This window comes from Tabrizicola sp. BL-A-41-H6, assembly GCF_050632395.1.
In the GTDB taxonomy this organism is placed as follows: Bacteria; Pseudomonadota; Alphaproteobacteria; order Rhodobacterales; family Rhodobacteraceae; genus JAUYQR01.
The window spans coordinates 1,334,945-1,351,123 of sequence record NZ_CP192600.1; the positions used below are offsets into that span (position 1 = coordinate 1,334,945).

Below are 16,179 nucleotides of genomic sequence, written 5' to 3' on the forward strand. Positions count from 1 at the left end.
ACGAACATGCCATGCTAGCATTGACCTGCCCGCCGGAATTTCGCTCGGTCTGATGTAGGTTCTGCGCAACCCTGAAGGAGCAGACGAATTCGAAAGAGCCGTTTCAGCGGCGCTTAGATTATCGGGGACGCGCAGATTATCGGGATGATCAAGGAGCAGGAGGCTGGTTTGCCGACGGCTGAGCTGTGCCGCAAGCATGGCCTTAGCCCAGCGACGTTTTACAAGCTGAAGGCCAAGTATGGCGGGATGGACCTGTCAGACACAAAACGCCTGAGGCAGCTTGAGGAAGAGAACGCCAAGCTGAAGCGCTTGGTGGCGGATGTCATGCTCGACAATGTCGTGCTCAAGGATCTGCTGGGAAAGCCCTGACGTCGAGCCATTGTGCGCCATTGGTTCGAGCACAATGGCGAGGGATGCAACGGCGGGACGCGGTGTTGCGGGCGTTGAAGGGTCATCCGATCTCTCAGCGCCGGGCCTGCGTCTTGATCGGTGTCGATCCCAAGACCGTGCGGCGCGAGCATCCGCCCGATAATCCGGAGATCCGTCTGGAAATGAACAAGATCGCCGAGAAGCGGCGTCGGTTTGGGTATCGGCGCATTGGTGTCATGCTGGAACGTGTGGGCATGGTGATGAACGAAAAGAAGCTTTACCGGATTTACCGGGAAGAGGGCCTGTCGGTGCGCCGCCGTCGTGGCCGCAAACGGGCGCGCGGCAGCCGCACAGCGATGCCGGTCCCGCTGCGGCCGAACCAGCGCTGGTCCTTGGACTTTCTGTCCGACACCTTCGGGGCCTGCCGGAAGTTCCGCATCCTGGCGGTCAACGACGATTGCTGCCGTGAAAACCTCGGCCTCATTGCAGACACCAGTATCTCCGGGGCCCGGGTCGCGCGGGAACTGGATGCGTTGGTCAGGATCTACGGAAAACCGGCGTGTATTGTCTCTGACAATGGCACCGAGTTCACCAGCAAGGCCATCCTCAAATGGGCGAAAGACAACAAGGTCGAATGGCACTACATTGATCCGGGCAAGCAGCAGCAGAATGGCTACATCAGGTCATTCAACGGCAGCCTGCGCGACGAGTGCCTCAACGAGGAGATCTTCGACAGTCTGGCTGATGCTCGCCGCAAGCTGGCCCTGTGGCGATACGACTACAACCACATCAGCCCACACTCATCGCTGGGGAACCAGACCCCGGCAGACGCGCGCCGGGCGCTTGAGCAATCTGAGGGCAACGCGCCCGACGCGCTTGCCCAACCCGAAACCGACAACTATCAACCCCAAGGACTCTCGTTATCAACGAGGCACGACCGGCGGGCAGGTCAGTCCCAGTGGATTGATTCAAAGCCAAGCGTTCGATGACAGCGTAGCCCATGGCTCTCATTATTTATCAATGGGTTGGTCGTGGCGAGTGATCGCGGGGCATCCTAGAAGCAGCCGACACATCCTATTAGCGGCCATCCAATCGGTGGCCCGGATGTCCGCATTGGCTGGCAAATTCAGTCGTGGCGATCGTCAGAGCGCCTCGGGTTTCGTCGTGTCCTCTGGAGCGTCATATAGAGTCCAGGCCACCAAAAGCTCATAGAATATCGCAAGGACCACGGGTCCAAGGAACAGGCCGATCATTCCGTGACTGATGGTGCCCCCGATAACGCCCGCCAGCACAACCAGCGTCGGGGACTTGAGCCCGCGTTTGATGACCAGGGGTTTCAGCAGGTTGTCCATTAGAAGGATAACCACCGCAGCTGCCGTCACGACCAGTGCAAGCGAGGTGGATTGGGTCATCCACGTCCAGACTAACAGGGGCAAAAGCACCGGCAGCGGGCCGATCTGCACAAGCGACAGGACCAGGATCCCAAAGGCGATAAGGCCTGCCATCGGCACACCTGCCAACAGAAGAACGACGCCTGCAAGAAGTGCCTCAAGGAAAGCCAGCCCGATAACGCCTTGCGACACCGACCTTATGGTTGCGCCCGCCATCTCCACCAAGGCCGCACCACGGGGCGCAACCAGCCGGCTGGCGAACAGGCGTGCCGCGTCGACGATCTTCGGTCCGGGTTTGTAGAGGAACCCGGAAATCAGGATCGCCAGAAGGAAAAGCGCCACGTCGCCGCTGATGGAGGAAAGCCGTGTCGCGAACGCTGCGGCAGCCGCCCTTGGTTCGGTCCAGATTGTGCGGAGCGCTGCCTCAAGATTGGTCGATGCAAGTGTCCAGAGGTTCGTGATCCCTTCACCCACGACGGGCCAGCTCGCAATCCCGGGGGGTGGAGGAGGAATAAGAAGCGTGCCGTCTTCAAGCGCGTTCGCCAGGACCATGGCGCTTTCGACCAGATTGGCGGCTAGCAAAGCGATCGGTCCCGCGATGACCGAAAAGACGCCCAGGGTCACGGCCGCCGCTGCAAGGCCCCGCCGCCCGCCGAAAAGCTTCGCCACCCACTGGTAAAGCGGATTAAGCGCGACCGCCAGGATCACGGACCAGACCGCGATCCCGACGAACGGAAGGACGAGCCCGATGGACCAGTAGGCAAACAGCCCAAGAAACCCGATGCGGATGACCCGGTCTGTGACGCGGCTATCTTCTATTTCGTGGGCGCTGTGAGGCTTCGGTGCTGCGACATTAGGTTTCACGGATATCACCCTCCAAGCGCCAGGGCCACAGCCACGAGGACAAGGCCGACCCCGATCATCGAGATGCCCACCTGCCACGCCCGCCCCCAATGACCGCCCAGAGACCAGCCGGTCAGGAAAAGCAGCGTGATCGCAACTGCATGCGAGATCCAGAGTGCGACCTGGGGATCCCGGAAGAAGAGGAACGGAATGACGACCGGAAGCGTCCCGACGAACACGAGGAGAAAGACCATCGCCGCCGCACGGTAGTCGGAGGTGCCAAGCCGGGACGCTGGTTCTATGTCGGGCAGTGAGGCCAAATGGGCCTGGATGCGATCAAGATCATCCGTGGTCAGCACCGGCAGGATGACCGGGGGCAGGGCGCCCGCGATGACGGACCGTGCAGCCTCCGGGGTCTTGGCAGCGCGAACCTCGGCCAGTGTTCGGGCCGCAAGCGCCCGCTCTCCCCGCGTGGACAAAAGGTACATGACGGCGTCGATCAAGCCCCATGCAAGATTGCAGCCAAGTGCTGCGATCAGCATGACCCGGACCTCGATCCGTCCGGCCTCTGCCGCGTTGAGAGACGCGGTGAAGGTCAGCACCATGATCAGGCCGAAGAGAAGTTCCGCCGAACGCGATACCGGGTCGAGCGCATTGCGAAGCCGGTTTCCTTCCGGTTTGGCAGGGGCCGTGACCATCACTGAACCGGCGGCAGGATGTAGAGTGTCAGCCCGAAGATCGCGTAGACCATGAGAACCGCCACGCCAAGGAACCACGCCGATCGCCCGCCACTGGTAAGAAGTGCGGCGGTAATGGCGGCGACCAACATCATCACGACGGCACCGGGCCAGAAGTCGAGGGTCATGGGCGTAGGGCCGACCACGTGGCTGAGGAGCACGAGCACGGGCGCAACAAACAGAGCGATCTGGGAGGCGCTTCCAAGCGCGATGCTGACGCTGAGATCAAGCCGATCCTTGCGTGCAGCCGAGAAGGCTGTGGTCATTTCGGCGGCAGCGCCCACCAACGCGACCACGATGAATCCGACGAAGGCTGGCGACAGGCCGAGCGCTTCTCCCGCCTCCTCGACAGACCCCACGAAAACCTCGCTGACAAGCGCCACCAGCACCGTCACCCCCAGAAGGGTGGCAATGGCGGTTCCCATCGGCAGCGGTTCTTCCTCGCTCGCCTCATGCACGGCGCTGACGAAAACCTCCTTGTGGGTCACCAGCGAGAACAGCATCCCAAGCGCGTAGCCGCCAATAAGCAGCACTGCGAGCATGGTGCTGAGTGTCTGAAGCTCTGGCGCTCCGGCGCGACCGTCGGAAGTTGCCACCATCGACGGAACCAGCAGGGCGATGGTCGCGATGAAGAGAAGACTCGACTGGAACCGGGCGCCTGCGCGGTTGAATTCCTGAAGGTGGAATTTCAGTCCGCCAAGCAGGAAGGCACCGCCCAGCATGAACAGCGTGTTCGTCACGATGGCACCGGCCATGGATGCCTTGACCAGCGCATATTGCCCGGCCTGCAAGGCGGTGATCGCGATGACCAGCTCGGTCAGGTTTCCCAGCGTGGCATTGAGAAGCCCCCCAACGGCGTCGCCCGTGCGTTCGGCGACGGACTCGGTCGTGCGGCTGAGCAGTGCTGCAAGCGGGATGATGGCCAGGACCGAAAGACCGAAGAGAAGTGTCCCAGCCTCGGGCCAGGCGCGTTCGCCGTAGATGACGACGGGCACGAACACCAGAAGCCACAAAAGCGGTGTCCGGCGGATATCTGTTAGTAGCTGTCGCAAGGGTCCCCTCCTCGGGCCGCCGCGCCAATAGCGGGCGACCCCAACCTTACCCGATTCCCGGGATTTCAGAACTTGTAGCGCGCACCGAACAGGATCGAATCCGCATTCTGGTAGGACGCAACGTCGTCGTAGGAATAGGCGCGGTAGCCAAGGTAGACCTCCAGATCCATGTCAGTGAAGGTCTGCACGGCCGACACGCCGAACGCTTCGGACGAAGAGTTGTCCGAGGAGATATCGCTGCCGTCGTAGTAGTCGATCGAAAAGGCCGTCGGCCCCGGTGCAATCAGGTCGCCCTTCCAGCCGGCCTTGGCATAGCCATAGCTGCCGCCATCCGGATCGGCCCCGGCCGAAAGGCTGAGGTTCAGCCCCGTCGGCGTGTGCAGCATCGAGAAGGACCCTGCATAGCGTTCGCTGTTCGTCTCGCCATCGTCCCAGGCATAGCCCGCCGCGGCGGCAAGCTCGAACTCGCCCTGCGTTCCCGACCACGTCAGACCGATGTCGTAATAGTCCGTGTCGTCATCTTCGGCGAGGATGTTCTGGCCGTAAGCGACGGCGACCGAAAAGCCGCCGAACTTGGGCGTGTCGTAGCGGACCCTGAAGCGGCGACCGCCATCGTAGTCCTTGAACGCCTTGCTGATGGTCACGTCCGACAGCACCCCGGTATCCTCCCTGAACTTGAAGGCACCAGCCACATCTGACACGGTCACTGTGCTTACTATCCCGGTCCCCGAGACATCCAGCGTCGCAATGCCATCCGTCGCCATGCTGCCCTGGCCGATCGAAAGCTTGCCGAAATCAGCCGAATACGCGGCCTCGAACTTCCGCAAGTCGGTCCGCTCCCAGGCAAGAGCCGGCGGCGTATCCCCTTGGGAAACCTCGCTTGACTGGACAAAGCCCAGGGCCGTCTCGAAGGTCAGGGTAAGCCCGCCACCCCACGCGGGCTGCTCGATGACAAAGCCAAGCCGCGTGTTGGAGTTCGCGTTGTCGACAAGGTTGTCGGTGGTCTCGTCACCATCACCGAACGACAGGTAGGTCGGGCTGAACTGCCCGTAGAAACGAACAGTGCCGCCCGTCTCGTTTTCAAACGTCTGCGCGCCCGCAGAGGTCACCCCAAGGACAACCAGGAAGGTCGTCCCGAGGCAGGTCTTCATTGTGATCCCGTTCATGTCCTGATCCTTCCTTGATCCGCGCACCGCTCGCGCTCACTCATCTGCCGCGCATCCCGGATGCGTAGTGGTTGTCAATGTCCCTTGAAGACCAGGTTCTGCATCGGCAACATCAGTGCCTGCATCCTCAGGATCATCCCGTGGACCAGCCCGGTGGCATCGATTGCGTGCAGAACGAAGGCGTGGAACGAACTGATGTCAGGGTCCTGAAGGGCCTCATAATTGCTGGTGTAGGCGTTCGCGATGCAGTTCGATCCTTGCGGCAGACCATCAAGCTGGCCTTCGTAAAGCGGCTCCATCAGAACCGTGATCGTGCCGGGCTTCGAAAACTGCTCGACCCCCACAAGCTGGTCGGTGGCGCGGACTTGGCCCGATGCGATGACGTCCTGGATTTCGGTCACAACCATCGGGATGATGGTCAGCGGCTTGGCAAGGCAGGTGACCTCGCCAATCATGCCCACCTTCATCACGCCCGCCTCAATCTGTCCGAAGCCGGCCATAAGGCCCGTCACCCGGCGATCGGGTACAAGGATACCCGCAGGCCTCAGCATTGGGTTGACCACGTCGCCTGGCCGAAGCGCAAACTGCTGGACGATGCCGTCCGTGCCCGCCACAACCAGTGTCCGGTCAAGGGCCACCTGCGCCTGCGCAAGCTCGGTCTTTACTGTTGTCAAACGCGCGGGCAACTCGATGTCAAGCTGGGCCTGGACCGCATCGCGCGTGGCCTCGGACGCAGCAAGCGAGGCTTCCTGTGCCTGAACACGGACCAGAGCCTGCTCTACCTCGCGCTTGGGAATGGCACCCGAGTTGCGTGCGAAAAGGTCTGCGCGTGTGTTGTATTCATCCTGCGCCTGACGAAGTTGTGCGCGTGCCTGGGCGATCCCGGCTTCCGCCTGCGCAAGTTGGGCCACCACGCCGACACGCGCAGCTTCTTGCTCCGCAAGCCGAGCCTGCGCCGTTTGAACCTCGGCCTTCTGTTCCGAGTCGTCGAGCTTGAACAGAGGGTCGCCCTTCTTCACGCGCTGGTTTGACTCGACGAACGTTTCCGCCACGCGTCCCGAAGTCTCTGGCAGGATCGTCACGGTCCGGAAGACCGAGTTCACCGCCGTGGTTGCCGGGTGAAAGTAAAAGATCGTCGTGATCAACGTGACGGTGAGCATAAGGCAAAGCGTGATGCCCCACCTGAGCTCGTACCAGACGGTGAAAAGCGTGATCTCATGCCCAAAGCGTTTCCCTTGGGCAAACCGGCGGTACAGATAGTCCGGCAAGATCGTCAGCATGGAGCAGAGGGTTAGTTCCAGCATGGTTCAGCTCCCGTGCGGCGTTGTTTGCCGGTCATCGTCAAGAGGAACCTGCGCGGTCCCGCTTGGTGTCGTCTCTTCGTCAAGGGGAACGACTGCGGTTCCGGTAAGATTGGCATCATCTGCGGTCTGCGACCGCGTCGCCCCCCCCGCAGCAATCTTCCCAAGCGATTGCGCAATCGACGTCAAAGGAGTCGAGAAATCCGGCAGCGGCACAAAGGCGAGAAGAAGCCCGGCGATCCAGAAAACATGGTTGTGCGTGAACAGGGACAGCAGGCCCAGCACAGCCACGATTTCGAACTGCACCTTCTGCCCTCGATGCGCCATCTGCTCGGGCAAAGAGTGCAGCTTGAAATAGAAGACCCCTATGCCCACCACGGCAGCAACCATGAAAATCGCCATGCCTGTTGATTTCCACCCAGAACTGAGCCGGGTTTTCCACCGAGAAGTGAGCCACCTCTGACTATGGATTTCGTATCATGCTGGGGTCAAGGCATGGTTTGTCTCCTTCTTCTTCCTGGCTGCTGCGGCTGAACTGGCCTTGAAGCGGAAGCTGTCGTTTCCGGTCTCCAGGATGTGGCAGCGGTGGGTGAGGCGGTCGAGCAAGGCGGTGGTCATCTTTGCGTCGCCGAAGACCGTGGCCCATTCGCTGAAGCTCAGGTTTGTGGTGATGACGACGCTGGTGCGTTCGTAGAGCTTGCTCAGCAGGTGGAAGAGCAGCGCCCCACCCGAGGCGCTGAAGGGCAGATATCCCAGTTCGTCGAGGATCACCAAGTCGAGCTTGGTCAGGCTTTCTGCGATCTGCCCGGCCTTGCCCTTTGCCTTTTCCTGTTCGAGGGCGTTGACCAGTTCGATCGTCGAGAAGAAGCGGACCTTGCGGCGATGATGCTCGATGGCCTGGATGCCGAGTGCGGTTGCGACATGGGTCTTGCCGGTTCCCGGACCGCCGATCAGCACGATGTTCTGTGCGCCATCCATGAACTCACAGCGGTGCAGGGTCCTGACGGTGGCCTCGTTGATCTCGCTGGCGGCGAAGTCGAAGCCCGAGAGGTCCTTGTAGGCCGGGAAGCGTGCGGCCTTCATGTGATAGGCAATGGAACGGACCTCGCGTTCAGCCAGTTCGGCCTTCAGCAGTTGCGACAGGATCGGGATGGCCGCTTCAAAGGCCGGTGCTCCCTGCTCGATCAGATCGGTGACGGCCTGTGCCATGCCATACATCTTCAGGCTGCGGAGCATGATGACGATGGCGCCGCTGGCGGGATCATGACGCATGGCGGCCTCCGGCGATCTGGTTGCGCAGGCCGTCATAGCGTTCGACATTGGCCTTGGGCTCGCGGCGCAGGGTCAGTGCCTGCGGGGTATCCAGTGGTGGCCTACCGATCACCTTGCCGTCGACCAGTCGGTGCAGCAGGTTCAGCACATGGGTCTTGGTCGGCACGCCCTCGGCCAGTGCCAACTCCACGGCGATGAGCACCGCCTGTTCATCGTGCTGAAGAACCAGGGCGAGGATGTCTGCCATCTCGCGATCACCGCCGGGCTTGCGCAGCATGTGATCCTGCAACTGCCTGAAGGCAGACGGCAATTCTGCGAAGGGCGCACCATTCCGAAGCGCCCCGGGCTTACGCTGAACGACAGCCAGATAATGCCGCCAGTCGTAGATCGTCCGCGGTGGCAGGTGGTGGCTGCGTTCGATGATCCGCGGATGCTCGCACAGGATGTTACCCTCCGCTGCCACGACCAGCCGGTCGGGATAGATCCGCAGGCTGATGGGCCGGTTCGCGAATGACGCCGGAACGCTGTAGCGATTGCGCTCGAAGCTGATCAGGCAGGTGGGCGAGACACGCTTGCTCACCTCTATGAATCCGTCAAAGGCGACAGGCAAGGGCATCAGGGCGGCCTGCTCTTCGGCCCAGACATCGGCGATCGTGCCGGGCAGCGTGCCATGGGCGGTCTCGCGCCACAGCTCCTGGCAACGCTGCTCCAGCCAGGCATTCAGTGCGGCGATATCGGGGAAGTCCGGCATGCCTTGCAGCATCTGGTGGCGAGCGTCGCGGACGTTCTTCTCGACCTGGCCTTTCTCCCAACCTGCGGCCGGATTGCAGAAGTCAGGCTCGAAGACATAGTGGTTGGTCATGGCCAGGAACCGGATGTTGACCTGCCGTTCCTTGCCGCGGCCGACACGATCCACCGCCGTGCGCATGTTATCGTAGATCCCGCGCCCGGGCACGCCGCCGAAGACCCGGAACCCGTGCCAATGCGCGTCGAACAGCATCTCGTGGGTCTGCAAGGGATAGGCTCGCAGCAAGAAGGCCCGGCTGTGCGACAGCTTGACATGGGCGACCTGCAGCTTCCTGCGCTCACCGCCCAGAACCGCAAAGTCCTCGCTCCAGTCGAACTGGAAGGCTTCGCCCGGGCGGAATGACAGCGGAACAAAGGTGCCGCGTCCCGTGGTCTGTTGGTCGCGCTGGCGATCCGCTCGCCACCCCCGCGCGAAGGCTGCCACCCGGCCATAGGAACCGGTGAAGCCCAGCGTCACCAGATCGGTGTGCAACTGCTTCAGCGTCCGCCTCTGCTTGCGTGCCTTCGCGGCCTCGGTCTTCAGCCAGCCGGCCAGCTTGTCGGCGAAGGGGTCAAGCTTGCTCGTCCGTTCCGGCGTGGCAAACCTCGGCTCGATCGTGCCCGCCGCCAGATGCTTGGCCACGGTATTGCGCGACAGGCCCGTGCGCCGGGCGATCTCCCGGATCGACAGCTTCTGCCGCAAGTGCATGCGTCGGATGATGTTCAAAAGTCCCATGTGGATCACTCCGTTGCCCCCGCCGCTCTCCGCTCCAGGGGAAGGTTCACATGGCTCAATTCTCAGTGGAAATTACCCGCCCACCCGGCTCAGTTCTGGGTGGAAATCAACACGCTGGTGAAGCTTTCCGCTATCCAGTTGGCCATACGGGCCGGAATTGCGGGTGGCGCAGCCACATGGATCGCCATGCGGCTGGCGCTCGAACACCCGGTCTATGCATTCATCGCGGCCGTGATTGCAACCGACCTTTCCGCGGCTCAGTCGCGGAAACTTGGTCTTCGTCGGATTTTTGCCACCGCGATTGGTGGCATTTGTGCGGCGGGTCTGTCTCAAGTTCTTGGTCCGGGATCAAGCGCGGTGGGCTTGGCCGTGTTCGTGGCGATGGTGGTAGGAAGTTTGCTGGGTGCCGGGGAGGGCACACGCGTCGCGGGCTTCATATGCGGGATCGTCATTCTAGAGCATTCGTCCGAGCCGTGGCTTTACGGCGCGCAGCGTTTTGTCGAAACGGCACTCGGGGTGCTCGTTGCCTGGGGTGTCAGCTTCTTGCCGCGGTTCATTAACAAAGACGAGAACCAAGACACTCCCACTTTGGATTAGTCGGGCGCGCAGTGTAGGACTTACTTGGCGCAGACACAGACAACGATCCTACGGCGATCCAGTTCAAGGTGAACGAGTATCCCTCGTCCACTCGGCTGCACCAAAGGCGGATTTTTCCGCGTCAGCAAGGCGATCGCGGCCACGGCGAACAAGAGTCTGATGAACACGCCGACGATCCGGATGCCCAACTTCTCGCCGTAACCTCGAACAGGGGCAAGAAGCCTTCGCCAACCAGGATACCCAGCGCATCAAGGGATTTGATCGCTACCCCTTGCCTTGGCCCGTTCTGCACGATCTGCAGCGCCAGAGGCCACGCCAGGACCATCAGCCCCGGAAACAGCGTCGATGATAACCGGGCCAGACCCGTCGCCGTCGCTGCCACGACCGCAAGAACCCGCCGCCAATGGCGCCGATGATCCGGTCGCGCGCCACCTGAACGCCCGAATGCAGTTCGGCCCACAACGTGATGATCGCCCCGATCGGCACGGCTCCGGGTGCAGGCGGCTCGAACACCCAGACCAGAAAGGCACCCAGGGTCAACACAACGGCGGCTGCCAACCGCGGCAGCACCTCGTATCGCGGCGCGGGCTCTGCAGGTTCCGACGGTTCGGCGATGGTAAGCGAGGCCGACAGGTGCCATGACGCGCGCGTGCATCAGATCGGTCTGCGCTTTTTCACGCTGCGCCGATGCTGCGCGGAACTGCGGGTTGTCCTCACCTTGCGGGCCAAGGCGTCCGCAAAACTGCGCCAATTGCGCCTCGGCAGCACAAAGTCTGGCCCGAGCGGTCTCAAGGTTGGCCGTGGTCGACGAGTAGCGCTCGAAGGTGAGCTCGTGGCCCGGCCGTTCGGGCGTGACATCGTTGGTGGTTTCCTTGCGGGTGACGGTGGCCTCGAAAGCACGGCAACTGACGACCGCTTATCGTTTCGATGTGGGTGCGGCTCTGGCACCACTTAAATCCCGACCAAGCACAATGCAGAACTAGCCTTGATGAGGGTTCAGGCCGCAGGCTTTGGGTTACTTCAGTCCGGCTGCCGCATTGCGCTGCCGGATTCGGCAACAAAGATGTCCCGTGGGGCGAATACGACGGTTAGAACACCAACGTACACCAGTAGGAACAAGGCAACGGAGTAAACACTACGGGAGGGCGTTGCTTTGGAACGCAGCGTGTGCGGCATTTCGGGATCTCCTTGCGTGGCAGCGACTCGGGTCCGATGCGCAAAAACTACCACCGAAGGCGAAACCCTGCCTCCTCATCTTAAGCGTGTAGGCGGAATTTCTGCCCTGCGTAGGGGCAATTATTGGGAAGTCTTTCCCTGACTGCGCCAAAATGCGAGGGTGAGACGGCGCATGTTCTGCCCTTCGGAAATGCAGACTTACGGGCAGGTTTCGCGGCTTAGCTGCGCACCCCGGAAAAACGCGTTTGCCAATCGACGCGCTCTTCATCGGTGATCTTGCGGAACAGGTTTTCCGGGATGCTGAATCCGTGACCTTCGGGCAATTTGCGCATGGCTGCCGAGATGTCGTCGGGCCAGGTCCAGTCGTCACTGTTCAGCGCCGACATCATCGCCTCGGCTGCTGTGGGGATGAACGGTCGCGACAGGATGGCGTAGACGCGGATGAGGTTCAGGGCCAGCCGAACGATCGCCTCGGCGCGATCCCCATCGGTCTTCACGACGGTCCACGGGGCCGACGCCTGCAGGTACTCGTTGCCGATGACCCAGATCGCGCGCAGCTCGGCTGCGGCTTTGCGAACATCCATTGCATGCATGAGATCGGCATAGGCAGCAATGCGGCTGCCAAGATCGGCGATGAGGGCCGCTTCCATCGGCCCGAACTCTCCGCCGGGGGGGACGGTGGCTCCGAATTTCGATGTGGCGAATTTGGTGACGCGGCTGACGAGGTTGCCAAGGACATCGGCGAGATCCTTGTTCACCGAGGTCTGGAAGTTTTCCCAGGTGAATTCGCTGTCGCTGCTTTCCGGTGCGTGTGACAAAAGCCACCAGCGCCAGTAATCGGCGGGCAGGATCGACAGCGCCTGATCCATGAACACGCCGCGGCCCTGGCTGGTCGAGAACTGGCCGCCGTCGTAATTCAGGTAATTAAACGACTTGATGTAATCGACCAGCTTCCACGGCTCGCCTGATCCCATGATCGTGGCCGGGAAGCTCAGGGTGTGGAAGGGCACGTTGTCCTTGCCCATGAATTGCACATAGCGAACATCAGCTGCTCCCTTGTCGGTGCGCCACCAGCGTTCCCATGCACTTTCCGGCTTTCCGTGGGCGTCGGCCCATTCGGCGGTGCAGGCGATGTATTCGATCGGGGCGTCGAACCAGACGTAGAAGACCTTGCCTTCCATTCCCGGCCAATCTGCGTCGCCCTTCTTGACCGGAACGCCCCAGTGCAGGTCACGGGTGATGCCGCGGTCTTGCAGGCCATCGCCATCGTTCAGCCATTTCTTGGCGATCGAGGTGGTGAGGATCGGCCAGTCGGTCTTGCTGTCGATCCAGGCCTCCAACCTGTCGCGCAAGGCGCGCTGCTTGAGGTAAAGATGTTTGGTTTCGCGGACTTCCAGGTTCTTCGACCCCGAGATCGACGAGCGCGCGTCGATCAGGTCGGTCGGATCAAGCTGCTTTGTGCAGTTCTCACACTGGTCGCCACGGGCGGCTTCATAGCCGCAGTTCGGGCAGGTGCCGGTGATGTAGCGGTCGGGCAGGAAGCGGTTGTCGTCGATCGAAAAGACCTGCTTTTCGCTGACCTCTTCGATCAGCCCGTTCTCGGCCAGCTTGCCCGCGAAATGCTGGGTGAGCTTGTGGTTGCGCTGGCTGGAGGAGCGGCCGAAATGGTCGAACGACAGGCGGAACCCGGCGGCCAGATCCTTTTGCACCTGATGCATTTCGGCGCAATAGTCCTCGACTGGTTTGCCCGCCTTTGCGGCGGCAAGTTCGGCGGGGGTTCCGTGTTCGTCTGTGGCGCAGATGAACATGACCTCGTGGCCTTGGGCGCGGCAGAATCGGGCGTACAGGTCGGCGGGCAGTTGGCTGCCGACGAGGTTACCCAAGTGCTTGATCCCGTTGATATAGGGGATCGCGGAAGTGATGAGAATCCGTGCCATTTGCGTGCCTTTCGTCCCGGTCCGCGCGCTTGTAACGCGCGTCCGGGCGAAGGGCCAGAGCGGACCTTCGGGACTACTGCGCGCAGTAGCCGCCGTCGATAAGGTGGTAGGAGCCGGTGATGAAGCTGGCTTTGTCGGAGAGGAGGAACTGGGTCAGGTCGGCGACTTCTTCCGGGCGGCCGAGGCGGCCTATGGGGTGGGCGGTGATGAGGGCCTCTTTCGCGCCGGGGGGGAGGGCGGAGAGAAGCGGGGTTTCGATGAACGCGGGGCCGATCGCGTTCACGCGGATGCCCTTGGCGGAGTATTCGATGGCCGCCGCACGGGTAAGGCCAAGAAGCGCGTGCTTGGCCGCCGTATAGGCCGCAGCGTTGGCGAAACCGACGCTGCCGAGGATCGAGGCCATGTTGACGATCGACCCGCCGCCGACTTTCAGCATCGCCGGAATGGCATGGCGCATCCCGTAGAACACAGCGTTCAGGTTCACGTTTATCACGTGATTCCAGCCATCTACGGGATATTCGCCAACCGGTGCCGAAGGCCCCGCGATGCCCGCGTTGTTCACCAGAAGATGCAGCCCGCTGCCCCATTCCACCGCTTGGGAGACAAGCCCCTGGACCGCTGCCGGATCGGACACGTCACCGCCAGCGGCTCTGGCAAGGCCGCCGGTCGCGGCGATTTCGTTGGCGACACGGGTGGCCGCGGCAAGGTTCAGGTCCTGCACCAGCACCCGCGCGCCGCTTGCGGCAAGACCCTTGGCGACGGCTTCACCGATGCCGGAACCAGCACCGGTGACCAGCGCCGTCTTGTCGTGAAACACGATTTCCATGTGCCATTTCTCCATGCCAGTTTTCGTATGGCAAACGTATGGCAAGTGTCTGGCAGCGCGGCCTTGATATGGCGCAAGGAAACGGCGGTTTTCGCGATCAGCCTTTGGCGCGGCCTCGGATCATGCGGGCGAGGGTGCCGTCGCCGGCCATTTCCCGCTTCAGCGCCGCAAGGCCGTGCACGATGATGAGGCCGATCAGAAGCTTGGTCTGGATGTCGTGCAGGCCGAACCAGAATGCCTCGCCCGCTTCGGAGGCGGGCGCGATGGGCGGCACCACCCAGCGGTCGGCGAACATCACGTCGATGCCGGTGGCCGAACTGCCGGCCCAGCCGCTGAGCGGGATGCCAAGGAGGAGGAGGTAGAAGGCGATGTGGCCAGCCCGCGCCGCCATCCGTTCCCAGCCTGGGCCGCCAATGGGCTTTGGCACCGGGCTGGCGATGTGCCAGCCGATCCGCAGCAGGACGAGGCCAAGCACGGTCAGGCCAAGGGTCTTGTGGAGGCCGTAGAGCCAGAGGTTGGCAAGGCCCGGCTCCATGTCGGTAATGCGAAGGCCAAGCGCCAGCATCACGATGACCAGAAGCGCGGTGGTCCAGTGCAAGAGGCGGGTGACGCGGCCAAAGCTGTCTGGCGTGTTCGCCCAGTGCATTGGCTACTTTGCCTCGATCCGGGCGGTGATGATGATGCGGACCTCGTCATCGACCATGTCGGACCAGCCGGTTGCGCCAAAATCGCTGCGGTTGACCTTGCCGGTCAGGCGCACGGTCAGGCGGGTTCGGTCGCCTGCGACGCTGCCTTTCTGGCGGAAGATTTCTGCACCGAGGGTAACGGGGCGGGTCACGCCCCGGATCGTCAGATTGCCGGCGACGGTGGCACCCTCGCCGCTGGCTGTGACCGAGGTGCTTTTGAAGATCATCTTCGGGTGCGCGGCTGCATCCAGCACCTTCGGCCCTTTCAGCGCCTGCGCGGCAAACGGAAAGCTGGCTTCGGCACCGGTCACGTCCAGTTGCACGGCGACGGTGCAGTTCGCCACGCTGTCGAAATCAAGCGTCAGGTCCGCGGTATCAAGCGGGATCGTGCCGGTGATGACGTCGGGGCCAAACTCGGTCTCGAACGCCACGGTCGAGGCGGCGTGGTCGAGGAGGTATTTGACCGGAGCTGCCGCCAGCGAGCCGGGGATCAGCAGGGCCGCAAAGAGGGTGGTGAGGATCGTTCGCGCCATCTGTGCTACCTTTTGTTGGCACAAACGATAGCATGGCGCGGGCTTTGCGGGAAATCATGTTGCCGTGTTGTGTGCGGCGAAAGGTTGGGGCGTCAGTGTTTCGGCCCCGTTCGCGCCGCGCAGAAGCCGCCACTGCGCCGGCATTTCCATCCGGGCGCGCGCGCGCGTCAGCGTCCAGGCGCGCTGCGGATCGGCAAGGAGGCCGCTGCCGGGGGCGGGGGCCGCGTGCCACCGGCTTTCTGCCCCCTGCGCGCCGCCCTGTTCCGCCAGAAGCATGATCCCAAGCGGGGCAAGGCCATTGTCGTTGCGGGCGGCAGCGGCCCCCGCCTCGGCGGCCAGATGCAGGCGGCGGACGGGGGTCAGTGCGGGAGGGGTGTCGAGATCCATCACCACAAGGGGGGCCGCGCCCGACCGCAGCGCCTCCTCTCCAGCCCAGAGGATGTCATCCTCGCGCGCGGCGCGCACGAAGATCAGGCGCGAAGGGTCGGCAAGGCTGCGCAAGCCGGTTGCGTTCAGCCATTCCGACGTCCAGCCCGGATGCACCCAGATCACCACGCCCTGACTTTTCGCCATCAAAAGCGCTGCAAGCGAAATGCGGGCGGGGCCGCAGAATTCATGCACCCGGCCACGTTGCAGCGAAAGCTCTCCGGCAAGGGGTTGCCAGAGGCGCGGGCTGCGGCTGGAAAGATCGTGAATCGGCAGACTCATGGTGGGAAGGCTAGTATGTTCATGAAAAGTTCTCAATCGGCTTTGCCGTGTCTTTGCCTTGCC

At 62.4% G+C, this 16,179-nt stretch carries 16 protein-coding genes; 2 read left to right on the top strand and 14 right to left on the bottom strand.

What is annotated here, in order from left to right; all coding sequences use genetic code 11:
• Window positions 1–144 precede the first annotated feature (144 nt).
• Window positions 145–1,358, top strand: a protein-coding gene (locus ACROUL_RS06660) for an IS3 family transposase (protein WP_431298734.1) whose coding sequence is annotated in 2 segments (ribosomal slippage) — window positions 145–355 and window positions 355–1,358 — 1,215 coding nt in all. Because the reading frame shifts where the segments join, the coding sequence is not laid out codon by codon here.
• A gap of 153 nt (window positions 1,359–1,511) precedes the next feature.
• On the opposite strand, the gene ACROUL_RS06665 is transcribed toward ACROUL_RS06660, so the two are convergent.
• From ACROUL_RS06665 to istA, 8 genes are all read right to left on the bottom strand, one after another.
• Window positions 1,512–2,624, bottom strand: a complete 1,113-nt coding sequence (locus ACROUL_RS06665; protein WP_431298735.1) for an AI-2E family transporter — start codon at window positions 2,622–2,624, stop codon at window positions 1,512–1,514.
• A 5-nt stretch (window positions 2,625–2,629) separates the two neighbouring features.
• Window positions 2,630–3,301 (bottom strand): hypothetical protein, encoded by a 672-nt coding sequence (locus ACROUL_RS06670; protein ID WP_431298736.1) that lies wholly within the window; start codon window positions 3,299–3,301, stop codon window positions 2,630–2,632.
• Window positions 3,301–4,392, bottom strand: a complete 1,092-nt coding sequence (gene cax, locus ACROUL_RS06675) for a calcium/proton exchanger (protein ID WP_431298737.1) — start codon at window positions 4,390–4,392, stop codon at window positions 3,301–3,303. The genes ACROUL_RS06670 and cax overlap by 1 nt, the downstream gene beginning before the upstream one ends.
• Before the next feature lie 65 nt (window positions 4,393–4,457).
• The gene (locus ACROUL_RS06680) at window positions 4,458–5,558 is read right to left on the bottom strand and encodes a porin (protein ID WP_431298738.1); all 1,101 of its coding nucleotides are present in this window, start codon (window positions 5,556–5,558) and stop codon (window positions 4,458–4,460) included.
• 74 nt (window positions 5,559–5,632) lie between these two features.
• Complete coding sequence (locus tag ACROUL_RS06685; RefSeq protein WP_431298739.1) at window positions 5,633–6,862, bottom strand: HlyD family secretion protein; 1,230 nt, start codon at window positions 6,860–6,862, stop codon at window positions 5,633–5,635.
• Window positions 6,863–6,865: 3 nt separating this feature from the next.
• Window positions 6,866–7,261, bottom strand: coding sequence for a hypothetical protein (locus ACROUL_RS06690; RefSeq protein WP_431298740.1), 396 nt, complete (start codon window positions 7,259–7,261; stop codon window positions 6,866–6,868).
• A 75-nt stretch (window positions 7,262–7,336) separates the two neighbouring features.
• Entirely contained in the window at window positions 7,337–8,131 is a 795-nt protein-coding gene (gene istB, locus ACROUL_RS06695; RefSeq protein ID WP_431298741.1) for an IS21-like element helper ATPase IstB, read from the bottom strand.
• Complete coding sequence (istA, locus tag ACROUL_RS06700) at window positions 8,121–9,653, bottom strand: IS21 family transposase (RefSeq protein ID WP_431298742.1); 1,533 nt, start codon at window positions 9,651–9,653, stop codon at window positions 8,121–8,123. The genes istB and istA overlap by 11 nt, the downstream gene beginning before the upstream one ends.
• A gap of 99 nt (window positions 9,654–9,752) precedes the next feature.
• On the opposite strand from istA, the gene ACROUL_RS06705 reads away from it, so the two are divergent.
• The gene (locus ACROUL_RS06705; protein ID WP_431298743.1) at window positions 9,753–10,250 is read left to right on the top strand and encodes an FUSC family protein; all 498 of its coding nucleotides are present in this window, start codon (window positions 9,753–9,755) and stop codon (window positions 10,248–10,250) included.
• 324 nt (window positions 10,251–10,574) lie between these two features.
• Here the strand turns inward: ACROUL_RS06705 and ACROUL_RS06710 are convergent, their stop codons facing one another.
• From ACROUL_RS06710 to ACROUL_RS06735, 6 genes are all read right to left on the bottom strand, one after another.
• Window positions 10,575–10,808 (bottom strand): hypothetical protein, encoded by a 234-nt coding sequence (locus tag ACROUL_RS06710; RefSeq protein WP_431298744.1) that lies wholly within the window; start codon window positions 10,806–10,808, stop codon window positions 10,575–10,577.
• A gap of 836 nt (window positions 10,809–11,644) precedes the next feature.
• A complete protein-coding gene (metG, locus tag ACROUL_RS06715; RefSeq protein ID WP_431298745.1) occupies window positions 11,645–13,363 on the bottom strand; it encodes a methionine--tRNA ligase in 1,719 nt (572 codons plus the stop codon).
• 73 nt (window positions 13,364–13,436) lie between these two features.
• Window positions 13,437–14,204, bottom strand: a complete 768-nt coding sequence (locus ACROUL_RS06720) for an SDR family NAD(P)-dependent oxidoreductase (RefSeq protein WP_431298746.1) — start codon at window positions 14,202–14,204, stop codon at window positions 13,437–13,439.
• Between the two features lie 82 nt (window positions 14,205–14,286).
• Window positions 14,287–14,835, bottom strand: a complete 549-nt coding sequence (locus ACROUL_RS06725) for a cytochrome b (protein WP_431298747.1) — start codon at window positions 14,833–14,835, stop codon at window positions 14,287–14,289.
• Window positions 14,836–14,838: 3 nt separating this feature from the next.
• Window positions 14,839–15,408, bottom strand: a complete 570-nt coding sequence (locus ACROUL_RS06730) for a YceI family protein (RefSeq protein WP_431298748.1) — start codon at window positions 15,406–15,408, stop codon at window positions 14,839–14,841.
• Between the two features lie 54 nt (window positions 15,409–15,462).
• Window positions 15,463–16,116 carry an ImuA family protein gene (locus ACROUL_RS06735; protein WP_431298749.1) on the bottom strand — a complete coding sequence of 218 codons (654 nt, stop codon included), beginning with the start codon at window positions 16,114–16,116 and terminating at the stop codon, window positions 15,463–15,465.
• Window positions 16,117–16,179 lie beyond the last annotated feature (63 nt).